The sequence below is a fragment of the Devosia sp. Leaf64 genome, from assembly GCF_001421945.1.
Classification (GTDB): domain Bacteria; phylum Pseudomonadota; class Alphaproteobacteria; order Rhizobiales; family Devosiaceae; genus Devosia.
On record NZ_LMLO01000021.1, the window covers coordinates 671,756 to 687,558 of the forward strand.

13 protein-coding genes and 1 tRNA gene are annotated in these 15,803 nt (G+C 59.0%); 9 read left to right on the forward strand and 5 right to left on the reverse strand.

The annotated features are described in order from the left end of the window. Positions 1-20: 20 nt before the first annotated feature. From ASE94_RS16160 to ASE94_RS16175, 4 genes are all read right to left on the reverse strand, one after another. Positions 21-224: a hypothetical protein gene (locus ASE94_RS16160; RefSeq protein WP_062631239.1), complete on the reverse strand. Its 204-nt coding sequence runs from the start codon at positions 222-224 to the stop codon at positions 21-23. Between the two features lie 120 nt (positions 225-344). After that, positions 345-980: a hypothetical protein gene (locus ASE94_RS16165; RefSeq protein ID WP_062631240.1), complete on the reverse strand. Its 636-nt coding sequence runs from the start codon at positions 978-980 to the stop codon at positions 345-347. A gap of 122 nt (positions 981-1,102) precedes the next feature. Next, positions 1,103-1,178, reverse strand: a tRNA-Trp gene (locus tag ASE94_RS16170). An 80-nt stretch (positions 1,179-1,258) separates the two neighbouring features. Next, the gene (locus tag ASE94_RS16175) at positions 1,259-1,525 is read right to left on the reverse strand and encodes a hypothetical protein (protein WP_062631241.1); all 267 of its coding nucleotides are present in this window, start codon (positions 1,523-1,525) and stop codon (positions 1,259-1,261) included. 258 nt (positions 1,526-1,783) lie between these two features. Between ASE94_RS16175 and secE the strand changes: the two genes are divergently transcribed. The 9 genes from secE to ASE94_RS16220 all read left to right on the forward strand — a co-directional run bounded on the left by secE (position 1,784) and on the right by ASE94_RS16220 (position 14,894). Then, a complete protein-coding gene (gene secE / locus ASE94_RS16180; protein ID WP_061906852.1) occupies positions 1,784-1,978 on the forward strand; it encodes a preprotein translocase subunit SecE in 195 nt (64 codons plus the stop codon). A 36-nt stretch (positions 1,979-2,014) separates the two neighbouring features. Next, positions 2,015-2,545 carry a transcription termination/antitermination protein NusG gene (nusG, locus tag ASE94_RS16185; RefSeq protein ID WP_035080778.1) on the forward strand — a complete coding sequence of 177 codons (531 nt, stop codon included), beginning with the start codon at positions 2,015-2,017 and terminating at the stop codon, positions 2,543-2,545. A gap of 176 nt (positions 2,546-2,721) precedes the next feature. Beyond that, positions 2,722-3,150: a 50S ribosomal protein L11 gene (gene rplK, locus ASE94_RS16190; RefSeq protein ID WP_061906851.1), complete on the forward strand. Its 429-nt coding sequence runs from the start codon at positions 2,722-2,724 to the stop codon at positions 3,148-3,150. Between the two features lie 5 nt (positions 3,151-3,155). Continuing rightward, the gene (rplA, locus tag ASE94_RS16195) at positions 3,156-3,848 is read left to right on the forward strand and encodes a 50S ribosomal protein L1 (protein ID WP_061906850.1); all 693 of its coding nucleotides are present in this window, start codon (positions 3,156-3,158) and stop codon (positions 3,846-3,848) included. A gap of 308 nt (positions 3,849-4,156) precedes the next feature. Beyond that, complete coding sequence (rplJ, locus tag ASE94_RS16200; RefSeq protein ID WP_061906849.1) at positions 4,157-4,675, forward strand: 50S ribosomal protein L10; 519 nt, start codon at positions 4,157-4,159, stop codon at positions 4,673-4,675. A gap of 57 nt (positions 4,676-4,732) precedes the next feature. Then, positions 4,733-5,107, forward strand: coding sequence for a 50S ribosomal protein L7/L12 (gene rplL / locus ASE94_RS16205; RefSeq protein WP_061906848.1), 375 nt, complete (start codon positions 4,733-4,735; stop codon positions 5,105-5,107). Between the two features lie 455 nt (positions 5,108-5,562). Then, positions 5,563-9,696, forward strand: coding sequence for a DNA-directed RNA polymerase subunit beta (rpoB, locus tag ASE94_RS16210; protein ID WP_062631242.1), 4,134 nt, complete (start codon positions 5,563-5,565; stop codon positions 9,694-9,696). Between the two features lie 79 nt (positions 9,697-9,775). After that, entirely contained in the window at positions 9,776-13,960 is a 4,185-nt protein-coding gene (gene rpoC / locus ASE94_RS16215; protein WP_061906846.1) for a DNA-directed RNA polymerase subunit beta', read from the forward strand. A 127-nt stretch (positions 13,961-14,087) separates the two neighbouring features. Then, positions 14,088-14,894 carry a GGDEF domain-containing protein gene (locus tag ASE94_RS16220; protein ID WP_062631243.1) on the forward strand — a complete coding sequence of 269 codons (807 nt, stop codon included), beginning with the start codon at positions 14,088-14,090 and terminating at the stop codon, positions 14,892-14,894. An 8-nt stretch (positions 14,895-14,902) separates the two neighbouring features. Here ASE94_RS16220 and ASE94_RS16225 read toward each other — a convergent pair whose 3' ends face one another. Further along, positions 14,903-15,745, reverse strand: coding sequence for an aldo/keto reductase (locus ASE94_RS16225; RefSeq protein ID WP_062631244.1), 843 nt, complete (start codon positions 15,743-15,745; stop codon positions 14,903-14,905). Positions 15,746-15,803: the final 58 nt, after the last annotated feature.

Consider the following 15,803-nt stretch of genomic DNA (forward strand, 5'->3'; position numbering starts at 1 on the left):
CTCGGCGAAATAACACCAAATCAATCTTTCTGATGCGCCTTTGCCTGCAGGGCAGCGACCATGCGATCGACGTCCTCGTCATTCGGCGGTGGCTCATATTTACGCTTGGGCGGGGTCACAAAGGGCTCGCTTTTGTGCCCAAGGCTGCGCAGCAGCACCCAGACGAGGCAGGCCAAACCCGACGCGCCCAAAACCAGCATGATGACTGGCAATGCCGTTTCCATGGTGCTGCCAACTCCGTTGGAGGAGATGCAATGATAGCCGCACGGTTGCGCTCGTCTATCGGTCCCTTAAATCGCGCTTAAGCAATAAGGTTAAGATCGTCCCGAAGTGGTGCGGTCCGGTCAGCGCAGAAAGCCTTCACGCAGAAATTCTGCGAGACCGCGTAGCTCACCAGCAGCCGCATCCTCCGGGCTATCTGCCGGCGCGGGCTTGGCCGAAGATGTCTTGGGGCGTCGCATCAGCGCCCGCATCTCGCTCGCCCGCCGTCGATTCTCTGCTTTGGTTTCGATGTCATCCTCGCGCCAGGTGGTCACGAGGTCGTCGTTGAGAACGGCTTCGACAAAGCGCGGGTCGAAGACATGAAACGTGATTTTTCGAGCTCGCCCGCGCAGCTTTACCGTCCGCGTGCCGGCGCTTTGCAGCCGGCCATCCTTCAGCCACCGATGCCGCTCGCTGGTCTTGATGGTGAGGATATCCTCGATTTCGCGCGGAATGACCTGAAGGTTCTCGATGCCGTCGAGCGTGCGCGTCACGATAGCGGACGTCGCCTTGAACTGCTGCGGCTCGTTTTCCGGCACTGTCAGCACCAGGACATTGCCGCGCACATCGATCGATTTCTTAGCGGCAGACGCAAGCTTGGCGCGCACCTCTAGCAGGATGCCTTTGGCCCGCACGGACGATCCGAGCGTCGCCGCAGCGGGCAGGGGCCATTCCGCTGTCAGGACGGGACCGTCATAGGGCTTTTTCTTCGCGGGCATGGGCTTAAGATAAGGTTTTGGATGCGCAGTTCAACGCAACGCACGAAAACGACATCCGTCTTCGAGAGAATTTCAGCGATGTTCTGGAAGTATCGGGTTCGGCAATGTCCGAACTGAGTGCCTGGCAGGGGCTGGGGGACTCGAACCCACGACCCTCGGTTTTGGAGACCGATGCTCTACCAACTGAGCTAAACCCCTTCAGGCGAGGGTGTGTCTAACGGCAAACCGTGTGTTGTGCAAGTGGGGCGGACCAACTTGCACAGGCTTGAATAGGACTTCTATTCAGCGGCTGCGGGCAGCCGCTGTTGGTGCCGGACTTTGAGCTTGTTGAGTTGTCGCGCCGCATGGGCGAGGAGGGCATGGCGCACGGCTTCGGAGCTGACGACCCCCACATCCGCCTTGACCTTGAGATCGAGCGTATAGTTGGTGAACGTGCCCAGAAACTCTTCGGCGATCTTGACGCGGACGACGCCCACAATGCGGCCAGCAATGGTCCTGTGAGGGCCAAAGTGCATGAGCTGGCAGTTTTTGATCTCGAACGACATTGATCCGCCTCTCCTCAGGCGTCACGTTTTGGCCGCAATTCGATCCAAATCCAACCAGCTTGGGGAAGCAAGAAGATTCCACAGTTTTCTGCTGATATGCTTTACACAAATGATGAGCCGCGGGGTCCGGCAAAGGTGGAGGCTCCGTTAATGACGGTTGCATTTGCCGCCAAGATTGACTAGATAGCCCCGATCCGGCCGTGCGGGAGTCCTGCGCGGCCTTTGGTTTTGCACCAAGACAACCGGAATCGACTGCCTATGGCCCGCACCAATCCGATCACCTTCTTCCAGCAGGTTCGCACGGAAGTATCGAAGGTCACTTGGCCGAGTCGCAACGAGGTTGTCATCTCGACCATCATGGTCCTGGTACTGGTGATCTTCGCGAGCCTCTTCTTCCTGGCCGCCGATCAGATCATTTCGTGGCTGGTGTCTTTGATGCTTTCGATCCGCTAAGCGGATCAGGCGACTAACGAGGAGCGGCGAGGCGGTATGGCCAAGCGCTGGTACATTGTTCAGGCGTACTCGAACTTCGAGCGCAAGGTTGCGGACGCGATCAAGGAAAAGGTCGCCCAGACCAAGCTCGAGCATCTGTTCGACGACGTCATCGTGCCGACCGAAAAGGTCGTTGAGATCCGTCGCGGCCGTAAGGTCGATACGGAGCGCAAGTTCTTCCCCGGCTATGTGCTGGTGAAGATGGACCTGACCGATCAGACCTTCCATCTGATCAAGAATACTCCAAAGGTGACCGGCTTCCTTGGTGCTGATAACAAGCCCATGCCGATCTCCGAAAAGGAAGCCATGTCGATCCTGCAGCAGGTGCAGGAAGGCGTCGAGCATCCAAAGCCTTCCGTCAGCTTCGAGGTTGGCGAAAGCGTTCGCGTGTCCGATGGTCCATTTGCCAGCTTCAACGGCATCGTGGAAGAAGTCGACGAAGAGCGCTCCCGCCTCAAGGTGGAAGTTTCGATTTTCGGGCGCCCCACTCCGGTGGAGCTCGAATACGGTCAGGTTGAAAAAGTCTGATCTCAGCGTTTTTGGCGTCAGCCAAAAATCGCGTCAGCGTTTCGGCTCAAGCCGAAATCGCACCAGTGTTCAGCGCAAGCTGAGTGCTGAAACCCGTGGAAGGGGATGGCGCTTTGCCGGCGTCAGGAAACCGCACCACGGCTCAACTGCCGGTTTCGGCATTAAGAGGATAGAAAATGGCAAAGAAAGTCGTTGGCTACGTAAAGCTGCAGGTTGCCGCTGGTTCGGCAACCCCATCTCCGCCGATCGGCCCTGCGCTCGGTCAGCGCGGCCTGAACATCATGGAATTCTGCAAGGCCTTCAATGCGGCCACGCAGGAGATCGAAAAGGGTGCTCCGATTCCGGTCGTGATCACCGCTTATGCCGACAAGAGCTTCACCTTCGTGATGAAGCAGCCGCCGGTAACCTACTTCATCAAGAAGGCCGTAAACCTCAAGTCCGGCTCCAAGCTTCCGGGCAAGGATTCTGCTGGCACGATCACGACGGCTCAGCTGCGTGAAATCGCCGAGAAGAAGATGGTTGATCTCAACGCCGACAACGTCGAGGCCGCAATCTCGATGATCGCCGGCTCCGCCCGTTCCATGGGCATCCAGGTCGAGGGCTGATAGTTATGGCAAAGATCGCAAAGAAGGTCGCCGCTGGTCGTGAAGGCCTGGACCGCACCAAGCTCTACTCGCTCGAAGAAGCGGTGAAGTTCGTCAAGTCGAAGGCTTCGGCCAAGTTCGACGAAACCGTCGAGATCGCGATGAACCTGGGCGTTGACCCGCGTCACGCCGATCAGATGGTTCGTGGCGTTGTTTCCCTGCCAAACGGCACCGGCAAGACCGTTCGCGTCGCCGTGTTCGCCCGTGGCGCCAAGGCTGACGAAGCCAAGGCCGCTGGCGCCGACATCGTCGGTGCAGAAGACCTGCTCGAGACCATCCAGTCCGGCAAGCTCGATTTCGATCGCTGCATTGCCACCCCGGACATGATGCCGCTCGTCGGCCGTCTCGGTAAGATCCTCGGGCCACGCAACCTGATGCCGAACCCCAAGGTCGGCACCGTGACCATGGACGTCAAGGGTGCGATCGGTGCAGCCAAGGGCGGCGCTGTTGAATACCGCGTCGAAAAGGCCGGCATCATCCACGCTGGTATCGGTAAGGTTTCGTTCTCGGAAGAAGCACTTCTCCAGAACATCAAGGCCTTCACCGACGCTGTCGTGAAGTCCAAGCCTGCTGGCGCCAAGGGCACCTACGTCAAGAAGGTCGCCGTCTCTTCGACCATGGGCGCTGGCGTCCATGTCGAGCCCGGTACCGCGCTCTAAGTTTTAGAGCATTCAAGAATTCCGGGCGGTCTAGGCCGCCCGGTGTCGCCTCTCGAATAGAGTGGCAGAAGTCCTGTCCGAGACTGCCGGTCGCCCCTCGGGTCGATAATTCCATCCGGAGCCAGCAATAGACGGGGTGAGACACCGAAATTTCGGTTTCGGTTCGAACCTAGACCATAGTCCACCGTGACTCCTGGTTGGCAGGCACTAACCGTTGCTCTCCGAACCTGAAAAGGGGAGGGGGCAGCAATTGGCAATGGTCCCTGCATGCCCTCGGGCATACTGGGCCTAGTCTAGTGGAGACTAGCATGGAAAAAGCGGAAAAGCGCGAAGTCGTCTCTTCGCTCCAGGAAGCCCTCGCGGGCGCTGGATCGATCGTCGTCGCGCAGAACGTTGGTCTTTCCGTTGCTGCGTTCACTGATCTGCGCGTGCAGGTCAAGAAGGCAGGCGGCAAGGTCAAGGTCGCCAAGAACCGCCTTGCCAAGCTCGCTCTTAAGGAAGTCGATGTCGCGGACATCTCGGGTCTGTTCACAGGCCCGACCGTGATTGCCTATGCGGAAGATCCCATCGTTGCGCCGAAAATCGCAGCAGCTTTCGCCGAGAAGAACCAAAAGTTCGTCATTCTCGGTGGTGCAATGGGTGCGACCGCTCTTGATGTCGATGGCGTCAAGACTCTGGCAACTCTTCCGTCTCTCGACGAACTGCGCGCCAAGCTCGCAGGTCTCGTCAAGCAGCCGGCGACCAACATTGCTTCCATTCTCGTGCAGCCAGGTGCCGGCATCGCCCGTGTACTCAAGGCTCACGCCGAAAAGAGCGAAGCGGCATAAGCCGTTCCGACAAACACTATCTGTTCGAACTGAAACACATTCTGGAAAGAGTAAAAAATGGCCGATCTCGCCAAGCTCGTTGATGATCTCTCTGCCCTGACCGTTCTGGAAGCTTCCGAACTGTCCAAGATGCTGGAAGAAAAGTGGGGCGTTTCCGCCGCCGCTCCAGTTGCTGTTGCCGCTGCTGGCGGTGGCGCTGCTGCTCCGGCCGCTGAAGAAAAGACTGAATTCGACGTGATCCTCGCCTCGTTCGGCGACAACAAGATCAACGTCATCAAGGAAGTCCGTGCCATCACCGGCCTGGGTCTCGGCGAAGCCAAGGCTCTGGTTGAAGGCGCTCCGAAGGCTGTCAAGGAAGGCGCCACCAAGGCCGAAGCCGAAGACATCAAGAAGAAGCTGGAAGACGCTGGCGCCAAGGTCGAACTCAAGTAAGTTCGCTTTAGCACTTGATTTGAGCGAGGTGGCGCTATATGTGCCATCTCGCTTTCCCGTTTTCTACGGGACGATTCGCCGGGCCGATTGGATGGGTCTGGCGCCAATTTGCGGAAATATATGACGATTTTTGATGTCGCGGGCCTCGTGGAGCCTCTGTTGACCTCGCTTTGGGCCGTTCCCAAATCGGGTCTATAGCTGTTTCTCACGAAGCTGTGATCGATCTGGCTGGGTCTGCCGGGTCGCTTGAATGCGATATCGACCGGGCCTGACTAAACCGTCTTGGTGGGAAACTGGTTCCCGCAATGACGTCGCTGCAAAATGACTACCAGGCATATATCCCGAGCGCCGACGGCTGATAGTCGGGTCTTTGGATATCTGCCTCCGAGACAAAGCAAAAAAGTGGAGCGCTGAGCCTGAAAGGGCAGGGCGCGAAACCAGAAACAGGAGCTTTCATGGCTACCACGTTCAACGGCCGCCGCAAGGTACGCAAGTCCTTCGGTTCCATCCACGAAGTCACGGAGATGCCCAACCTGATCGAAGTCCAAAAGGCTTCCTATGATCAGTTCCTCATGGTCGACGAGCCCAAGGGCGGTCGCGGTGATGAAGGGCTTCAGTCCGTCTTCCGTTCGGTCTTCCCGATCACCGACTTTTCGAACACCGCATCGCTCGAATTCGTGCGCTACGAATTCGAACAGCCCAAGTATGACATCGACGAGTGCCGTGCGCGCGATATCACCTTCGCTGCCCCGCTCAAGGTCACGCTGCGCCTGATCGTGTTCGAAGTGGACGAAGAAACCGGCGCGCGCTCGGTCAAGGACATCAAGGAGCAGGACGTCTATATGGGCGACATGCCCTTCATGACGTCGAACGGCACCTTTATCGTCAACGGCACCGAGCGCGTCATCGTTTCGCAGATGCACCGTTCGCCTGGCGTGTTCTTCGATCACGACAAGGGCAAGACCCACTCTTCGGGCAAGCTCCTGTTCGCTGGCCGTATCATCCCGTACCGCGGTTCCTGGCTCGATATTGAATACGACGCCAAGGACATCGTCTATGCGCGTATCGATCGTCGCCGCAAGATTCCGGTCACCTCGCTGCTCAAGGCGCTGGGCATGGATGCCGAGGAAATCCTCGACACCTATTACACCACGCTGAACTACGAAAAGACCGACAATGGCTGGCGCGTGCCTTACGACGCCGAGAAGTGGAAGGGCGCCAAGCCAAGCCACGATCTCATCGACGCCAAGACCGGCGACGTCGTTCATGAAGGTGGCAAGAAGCTTTCGGCCCGTCAGGCCAAGAAGCTGGCTGAAAACGGCCTGACCCACCTCCTCGCGACCGATGCCGATCTTTTTGGCGCCTACATCGCCCAGGACATCGTCAACCTCAAGACCGGTGAAATCTACGCTGAAGCCGGCGACGAGCTCGACGAAAAGCTGCTGACCAAGCTGGTCGACCTCGGCTTTGACGAGCTGCCGATCCTCGATATCGACCACATCACCATTGGGCCGTACCTGCGCAACACGCTGGCCGTGGACAAGAACGAGAGCCGTGAAGACGCGCTCTTCGATATCTACCGCGTCATGCGTCCGGGTGAGCCGCCGACCGTCGACACCGCTGAGGCGATGTTCCAGTCGCTGTTCTTTGATGCCGAACGCTACGACCTTTCGGCCGTTGGTCGCGTCAAGATGAACATGCGTCTCGAGCTCGATGCTCCGGACACCATGCGCATTCTGCGCAAGGAAGACATCGTCGAAGTCGTTCGCACCCTCGTCAATCTGCGCGATGGCCGTGGCGAAATCGATGACATCGACAACCTCGGCAACCGCCGCGTTCGCTCCGTCGGCGAACTCATGGAAAACTCCTATCGTCTTGGCCTGCTCCGCATGGAACGTGCCATCAAGGAGCGCATGAGCTCGGTCGAAATCGACACGGTCATGCCCCAGGACCTGATCAACGCCAAGCCGGCTGCCGCCGCTGTGCGCGAGTTCTTCGGTTCGTCCCAGCTGTCGCAGTTCATGGACCAGACCAACCCGCTCTCCGAAATCACCCACAAGCGCCGTCTGTCGGCTCTTGGACCTGGTGGTCTCACCCGTGAGCGCGCTGGCTTCGAAGTCCGCGACGTGCACCCGACGCACTATGGCCGTATCTGCCCGATCGAAACGCCAGAAGGCCCGAATATCGGTCTGATCAACTCGCTCTCGACCTTTGCGCGCGTCAACAAGTACGGTTTCATCGAAACCCCGTATCGCAAGATCGTCGATGGCAAGGTTACGGACGACGTCGTCTACCTTTCCGCAATGGAAGAGGCCAAGCACTACGTCGCTCAGGCCAACGTCAAGGTGAATGCTGACGGCACGCTGTCCGATGACCTGGTCGTGGCTCGCCACGCCGGTGACAACGGCCTGACGCCCAAGGAAAACGTCGACCTTATGGACGTTTCCCCCAAGCAGATGGTGTCGGTCGCTGCTTCGCTGATCCCGTTCCTTGAAAATGACGACGCTAACCGTGCTCTCATGGGCTCGAACATGCAGCGTCAGGCTGTGCCGCTGCTGCGCGCCGAAGCCCCGTTCGTGGGCACCGGCATGGAGCCAGTGGTTGCCCGTGACTCCGGCGCCGCCATCGTTGCCAAGCGCAAGGGTGTCGTCGATCAGGTGGACGCGACCCGTATCGTTATTCGCGCAACGGAAGAAACCGATGCGTCGAAGTCGGGCGTCGACATCTACAACCTGATGAAGTTCCAGCGTTCGAACCAGTCGACCTGTATCAATCAGCGTCCGCTGGTCGTCGTCGGCGATCACGTCAACCAGGGCGACATCATCGCCGATGGTCCCTCGACCGAACTGGGCGATCTCGCTCTCGGCCGCAACGTGCTCGTCGCCTTCATGCCCTGGAATGGCTACAACTTCGAAGACTCCATTCTGCTGAGCGAAAAAATCGCGATGCAGGACGTCTTCACCTCGATCCACATCGAGGAATATGAAGTCATGGCCCGCGACACCAAGCTTGGTCCTGAAGAAATCACGCGCGACATTCCGAACGTGTCGGAAGAGGCGCTGAAGAACCTCGACGAAGCCGGTATCGTTCACATCGGTGCTGAAGTTCAGCCGGGCGACATCCTCGTCGGCAAGATCACCCCCAAGGGCGAAAGCCCGATGACGCCGGAAGAAAAGCTCCTCCGCGCCATCTTCGGTGAAAAGGCTTCGGACGTTCGTGATACCTCGCTCCGCGTTCCGCCGGGCGATGCTGGTACTGTCGTTGAAGTGCGCGTGTTCAATCGCCACGGCATCGACAAGGACGAGCGCGCCATGGCCATCGAGCGCGAAGAAATCGAGCGTCTCGCCAAGGACCGCGACGACGAACAGTCGATCCTCGACCGTAACGTCTATGCCCGTCTCAAGGAAATGCTGTTCGGCAAGGCCGCGACGGCAGGTCCGAAGGGCTATGTCGTTGGCACCAAGCTCAATGACTCGATCTTTGAAGCGCAGCCGCGTTCGAAGTGGTGGCAGTTCGCCATCGAAGACGACAAGGTCATGACTGAAATGGAAGCTCTCCATGCTCAGTATGAAGAAAGCCGTCGTCTGCTCGAACAGCGCTTCATCGACAAGGTCGACAAGCTCCAGCGTGGCGATGAGCTGCCTCCTGGCGTCATGAAGATGGTGAAAGTCTTCATCGCGACCAAGCGCAAGATCCAGCCAGGCGACAAGATGGCCGGCCGTCACGGCAATAAGGGTGTGGTTTCCCGCATCGTTCCTGTCGAAGACATGCCGTACCTCGAAGACGGTACCTCGGTTGATATCGTGCTGAACCCACTCGGCGTGCCGTCGCGCATGAACGTCGGCCAGATCCTTGAAACCCATCTGGGTTGGGCCTGTGCCGGCATGGGCAAGAAGATCGACCAGATGGTCCGCGCCTATCAGCGCAATGGCGACTTGAAGCCGCTGCGGACTGAAGTTCAGGAGCTCTTTGCTGGCGATACCGCCATCACCGATCTCGATGACGATGGCATGGTCCGTCTCGGCGAGCACCTCTCCAAGGGTGTTCCGATCGCGACGCCGGTTTTCGACGGTGCCAAGGAAGCCGACATCGTGGTTCTGCTCGAAAAGGCAGGCCTCAAGGCTTCGGGTCAGTCGACCGTCTATGACGGCCGTTCGGGTGAACAGTTCGATCGTCAGGTGACGGTTGGCTACATCTACATGCTCAAGCTCGACCACCTCGTGGACAACAAGATCCACGCGCGTTCGATTGGTCCTTACTCGCTCGTCACCCAGCAGCCGCTTGGTGGTAAGGCGCAGTTCGGCGGTCAGCGTTTCGGCGAGATGGAAGTATGGGCCCTCGAAGCGTATGGCGCCGCCTACACGCTCCAAGAAATGCTCACCATCAAGTCGGACGACGTTGCTGGTCGTACCAAGGTCTACGAAGCGATCGTCCGTGGCGACGACACCTTCGAAGCGGGCATCCCCGAGAGCTTCAACGTTCTGGTCAAGGAAATCCGTTCGCTCGGTCTCAATGTCGAACTCGACATGCGCGAAGTGGTAGACCCCGATCAGGCGGAGCTCGCACCTCCTCAGGAAGCGGCGGAATAATCCGGCACTTCCACCCCCATTCACCTTCCAAACCGACCGTCAGCTTGGCTGCGGTCGGGGCGGATAGAGGAGAGAATTGATGAACCATCATTCCCACGTCATGGACCCGTTCAACCCGGCCGTCCCGGTGCAGACCTTCGATCAGATGAAGATCTCCATCGCCTCCCCGGAAAAGATCCTTTCCTGGTCCTATGGCGAGATCAAGAAGCCCGAGACCATCAACTACCGTACGTTCAAGCCTGAGCGTGACGGTCTCTTCTGCGCGCGTATCTTTGGCCCCGTGAAGGACTACGAATGTCTTTGCGGCAAGTACAAGCGCATGAAGTTCAAGGGCGTCATCTGCGAAAAGTGCGGTGTTGAAGTCACCCTGAGCCGCGTTCGTCGCGAGCGCATGGGCCACATCGAACTGGCCGCTCCCGTTGCCCACATCTGGTTCCTGAAGTCCCTGCCGAGCCGCATCGCACTGCTGCTCGACATGACGCTCAAGGATATCGAACGCATCCTTTACTTCGAGAACTATGTCGTTCTCGATGCCGGCCTCACCCCGTTCACCCAGAACGAACTTCTGACCGAAGAACAGTATCTGGATGCGCAGGACGAATACGGTGCCGATAGCTTCACCGCCAAGATCGGCGCCGAAGCCATTCGCGATATCCTCCTCAACCTCGATCTTGAAAAGATCGCGGCTGATCTGCGCGTCGAAATCGCTGAATCGACCACCGAGCTCAAGCCAAAGAAGCTGGCCAAGCGCCTCAAGATCGTCGAGCAGTTCATCGTTTCGGGCAACAAGCCCGAATGGATGATCATGACCATCGTTCCGGTCATTCCGCCCGAACTCCGCCCGCTCGTCCCGCTGGACGGCGGCCGCTTCGCCACGTCCGATCTCAACGACCTCTATCGTCGTGTGATCAACCGCAACAACCGCCTGAAGCGTCTGATCGAGCTCCGTGCCCCAGACATCATCATCCGCAACGAAAAGCGCATGCTGCAGGAAGCTGTGGACGCGCTGTTCGACAACGGCCGTCGTGGCCGCACCATCACCGGTGCCAACAAGCGTCCGCTCAAGTCGCTGTCCGATATGCTCAAGGGCAAGCAGGGTCGCTTCCGCCAGAACCTTCTCGGCAAGCGCGTCGACTATTCCGGCCGTTCGGTGATCACCGTTGGTCCATACCTCAAGCTCCACCAGTGCGGTCTTCCCAAGAAGATGGCGCTCGAGCTATTCAAGCCGTTCATCTACTCGCGTCTTGAAGCCAAGGGTCTGTCCTCGACCGTCAAGCAGGCCAAGAAGCTGGTTGAGAAGGAAAAGCCCGAAGTCTGGGATATCCTCGACGAGGTCATCCGCGAGCACCCGGTTCTTCTGAACCGTGCGCCGACGCTGCACCGTCTTGGCATCCAAGCGTTCGAGCCGATCCTGATCGAAGGCAAAGCTATTCGTCTGCACCCGCTCGTCTGCTCGGCTTTCAACGCTGACTTCGACGGCGACCAGATGGCCGTGCACGTTCCGCTTTCGCTGGAAGCCCAGCTCGAAGCGCGCGTTCTCATGATGTCGACCAACAACATCCTGCATCCCGCGAATGGTCAGCCGATCATCGTGCCGAGCCAGGACATTGTTCTCGGTCTCTACTATCTGTCGATCATTGCAGATGGCGAGCCGGGCGAAGGCATGGCGTTCGGCTCCTATGCCGAGCTTGAACACGCGCTCGACAATAAGGTCGTCACGCTCCACACCAAGATTAAGGCCCGCGTGCCGTCTTGGGACGAGAATGGCAACCAGATCACCGAGATCGTGGAAACGACCCCGGGCCGCATGCTCATCGGTCAGATCCTGCCAAAGCACCCGGCTGTGCCGTTTGCGACGGCAAACCAGCTCATGACCAAGAAGATGATCTCCAAGATGATCGACACCGTTTATCGCGGTTGCGGTCAGAAGGAGACGGTCATTTTCTGTGATCGCGTCATGCAGCTTGGCTTCAAGAACGCTTGCGACGCCGGCATCTCGTTCGGCAAGGATGACATGGTCATCCCGCAGTCCAAGTACACCATCGTCGAAGAAACCCGTAAGCTGGTCGAAGAATTCGAACAGCAGTACAATGACGGCCTGATTACCCAGGGCGAAAAGTACAATAAGGTTGTCGACGCCTGGGCCAAGTGCGGTGACAAGATCGCCGAAGAAATGATGAAGGGCATCGCTGCCGTTCAGTTCGATAAGGAAACGGGTCGTCAGAAGCCGATCAACTCGGTTTACATGATGAGCCACTCCGGTGCTCGTGGTTCACCGGCACAGATGAAGCAGCTCGCCGGCATGCGTGGCCTCATGGCCAAGCCCGACGGCTCCATCATCGAAACGCCGATCACCGCGAACTTCAAGGAAGGCCTCAACGTTCTCGAGTACTTCAACTCGACCCACGGTGCCCGTAAGGGTCTGGCTGATACCGCTCTGAAGACCGCAAACTCGGGTTACCTGACCCGTCGTCTCGTTGACGTGGCACAGGATGCCATCATCATCGAGGTGGATTGCGGTACCGAACGCGGCCTCACCATGGAGCCGATCGTTGACGCAGGCCAGATCGTGGCTTCGCTCGGTCAGCGCGTGCTTGGCCGTACCACGGCCGACGACGTGTTCCACCCATTGACGGGTGACCTGATCGCGCCGAAGGGCACGCTGCTCGAAGAAAAGCATGTCGACGTCATCGAAGAGGCTCGCATCCAGTCGATCCGCATTCGTTCGCCGCTGACCTGCGATCTCCGCCAGGGCTGCTGCGCTGCGTGCTATGGTCGTGACCTTGCTCGCGGTACCCCGGTCAATATCGGTGAAGCTGTCGGCGTTATCGCCGCGCAGTCAATCGGTGAACCCGGCACCCAGCTCACCATGCGCACGTTCCACATCGGTGGTACGGCTCAGGTGGTCGACTCTTCGTTCCTCGAAGCCGGTGCTGAGGGCACGATCGAAGTTCGCAACCCGAACCTCGCTAATGTCGAAGGCGGCAAGCAGGTCGTCATGGCCCGTAACGTCTCCCTCGCCATCCTCGATGGCGAAGGCAAGGAACGTGCGACCCACAAGGTGACCTACGGCTCCAAGCTCCTCGTCAAGGCAGGCGACACGGTTCGCCGTGGCCAGCGTCTGGCTGAATGGGATCCGTACACCCGTCCGATCCTGGCCGAAGTCGAAGGCGAGGTCCTGTTTGAGGATCTGGTCGACGGTGCTTCCGTTGCGGAAAACACCGACGAAGCCACCGGCTTCACCAAGCGCGTGGTCATCGACTGGCGCGGCAACCAGCGTGGTGAGGGCCTCAAGCCCGCACTCGCCATTGCCCGCGGCGGTTCGGTTGCCAAGGTCGACCGTGGTGGCGATGCCCGTTACCTGCTCTCCGTTGACGCGGTTATCGCCGTCGAGCCGGGTGAAAAGGTTGCTCCGGGTGACGTCCTGGCCCGTATTCCTCTCGAATCGGCCAAGACCAAGGACATCACCGGCGGTCTGCCGCGCGTTGCTGAACTCTTCGAAGCGCGTCGTCCGAAGGATCACGCCATCATCGCTGAGATCGATGGTACCATCCGCTTCGGCCGCGACTACAAGAACAAGCGTCGAGTCATTATCGAGCCGACCGAGGCCGGTGGCGATCCGGTTGAATACCTGATCCCGAAGGGCAAGCCGTTCCACCTCCAGGAAGGCGACACCATCGAAAAGGGCGAATACATCCTGGACGGCAATCCCGCTCCGCACGACATCCTTGCCATCAAGGGCGTCGAGGAACTGGCACGCTATCTCGTCAACGAGATTCAGGAAGTCTATCGTTTGCAGGGCGTGTTGATTAACGACAAGCACATCGAGGTGATCGTTCGCCAGATGCTGCAGAAGGTCGAGATCGTATTGCCGGGTGACTCGGGTCTGCTCAAGGACGAGCAGCTCGACAAGCTCGACTTCGATGAACTCAACGACGCGCTCATCGCCGAAGGCAAGAAGCCGGCAACCGCTAACCCGGTTCTGCTCGGCATCACCAAGGCGTCACTGCAGACTCGCTCCTTCGTGTCCGCGGCTTCCTTCCAGGAAACCACGCGCGTCCTCACTGAAGCTGCCGTTTCCGGCAAGGCCGACCTTCTCGAAGGCCTCAAGGAAAACGTCATCGTCGGCCGTCTCATCCCGGCCGGTACCGGCGCGGGCCAGACCAAGGCCAAGCTTATCGCCGCCAAGCGCGACGACCTCATTCTCGAGGAACGCCGCCGTCAGGCAGAGAGCGTCAAGCTCTCGGCGCCTGCCGCCGAATAAGCTAAGCCTAAGACCAATACGTAAGGGGGCCTCCGGGGCCCCTTTTTTTGTTGGATGACAGGGACATCCGTAAAGGTTTATCTATTCTGTCAGGGTTCTGTTCAGGCTTGGCAGGGATGATCGGCCCATGCAGATTCTCGTCGCTATCGGAATCGTCTTTTTGGCCCTCTCGTTGTGGCCGATCAGGCGGATCATTCAACTGGTGCGCGGCGGTTCGCTCCGCCGCCAATGGATTGCGCTCGGCGTTCTGATCGTCGGCTTCATCATCGGCTATGCCGCGTTTCTCGCCGTGCGGCCGTCAGGCGGCCCGACGCTCATCACGCTGATCGTTGAAACCATTCTCTTCGGCGGTAGCATCTTCGTCTTCATCGTCACGCGGCTGTCTCTGACAACCACAACCGATGTCGTCCGCATCGCCTCGCTCGAACGGGACGCCCTCGTCGATCCTCTGACCGGGGTCTTCAATCGGCGCTACCTCACCATGAAGCTCGACGAGGAAGTGTCCCGCGCTCGGCGTGAGGGTCATCCGCTCGCAACGCTCATGTTTGACGTCGATCACTTCAAGCACGTCAACGACGTCTATGGCCACGCGATCGGCGATATCGTCCTGCGCCACATCTCGTCGTTGCTGGTCCAGAAGGCGCGCCTCTCCGATACTGTAATCCGGTATGGGGGGGAGGAGTTCGTCATCATCGCCCCCAATTCCTCCGAGGCCGAAGCGGCCGCTCTCGGCATGCGCCTCATCGAGGAGATCGCGATGGCGCCCGTGTCGCTACCGGATGGCGAGACGCTTTCCGTCACCGCCAGTGGCGGTGCTGCAGCGCTCCCGACGCAGGGAACCGCCGAAATGATGCTGCGCGACGCCGACCACGCGCTTTATCGCGCCAAAAGAGAAGGCCGCAATCGTCTCCTCGCGGCCTCCCAACCGTCATAACCTAAAACCTAGAACAACTGGTTGTTCTCGTCCGGCTGCGGCAAAGTTTTCCCATCGGGCCGATCAAGCGCATCGATCTTGGCGATGTCATCGCCGGACAACACGAAATCCCAAACATCGAAATTGTCCTTGGCCCGCTCCGGCTTGCTGCTCTTTGGCAGGACGATGAGGTTCTGCTGCAAATGCCAGCGGATGATCACCTGCGCTGTCGATTTTCCATGCGCATCGGCGATTCCCTTGATCATCTCATCTTCGAGCAGCTTGCTCTCCTGGCCACCAAGCGGGCTGTAGCACTCGATCTGGATATCCTTATCCCGATGCCATTCGCGAATATCGCGCTGCTGATATGCCGGATGCAGTTCAAGTTGATTGACCGCAGGCACGACGCCGGTTTCATCGATGATGCGTTGGATGTGCTCGGGCAGGAAGTTGGAGACGCCGATCGAACGCACCTTGCCCTGCTTCCGCGCCTCGACGAGCGCCCGCCAGGTATCGGCATAGCGATCATGCTCCGGCGCCGGCCAATGGATCAGGAAGAGGTCGAGATAGTCGAGCTTCAGCCGCCCGAGTGACTCGTCGAGCGAGCGCAGCGCGCTGTCATAACCCTGATGGCCATTGCGTAGCTTTGAGGTTACGAAAAGCTGGTCGCGCGCCACCGAGGCCTGGGCAATAGCTTCGCCCACGCCAGCCTCATTGTCATAGCCTTGTGCAGTGTCGATATGCCGGTAGCCCGCGTCGATTGCGGCGCCGACAACCTTTGGTGCATCGGCCTCCTCGAGGCGCCAAACGCCGAAGCCAAGTTGAGGAATGCTGTTGCCATCATTGAGTGGCAGGGCAGGGGTGTCTGTCATTCTGAGTAGCTCCTTGCAAACGCTTGCCTAACGGTTCAAAGCGCGCCGAAGCTCCCTC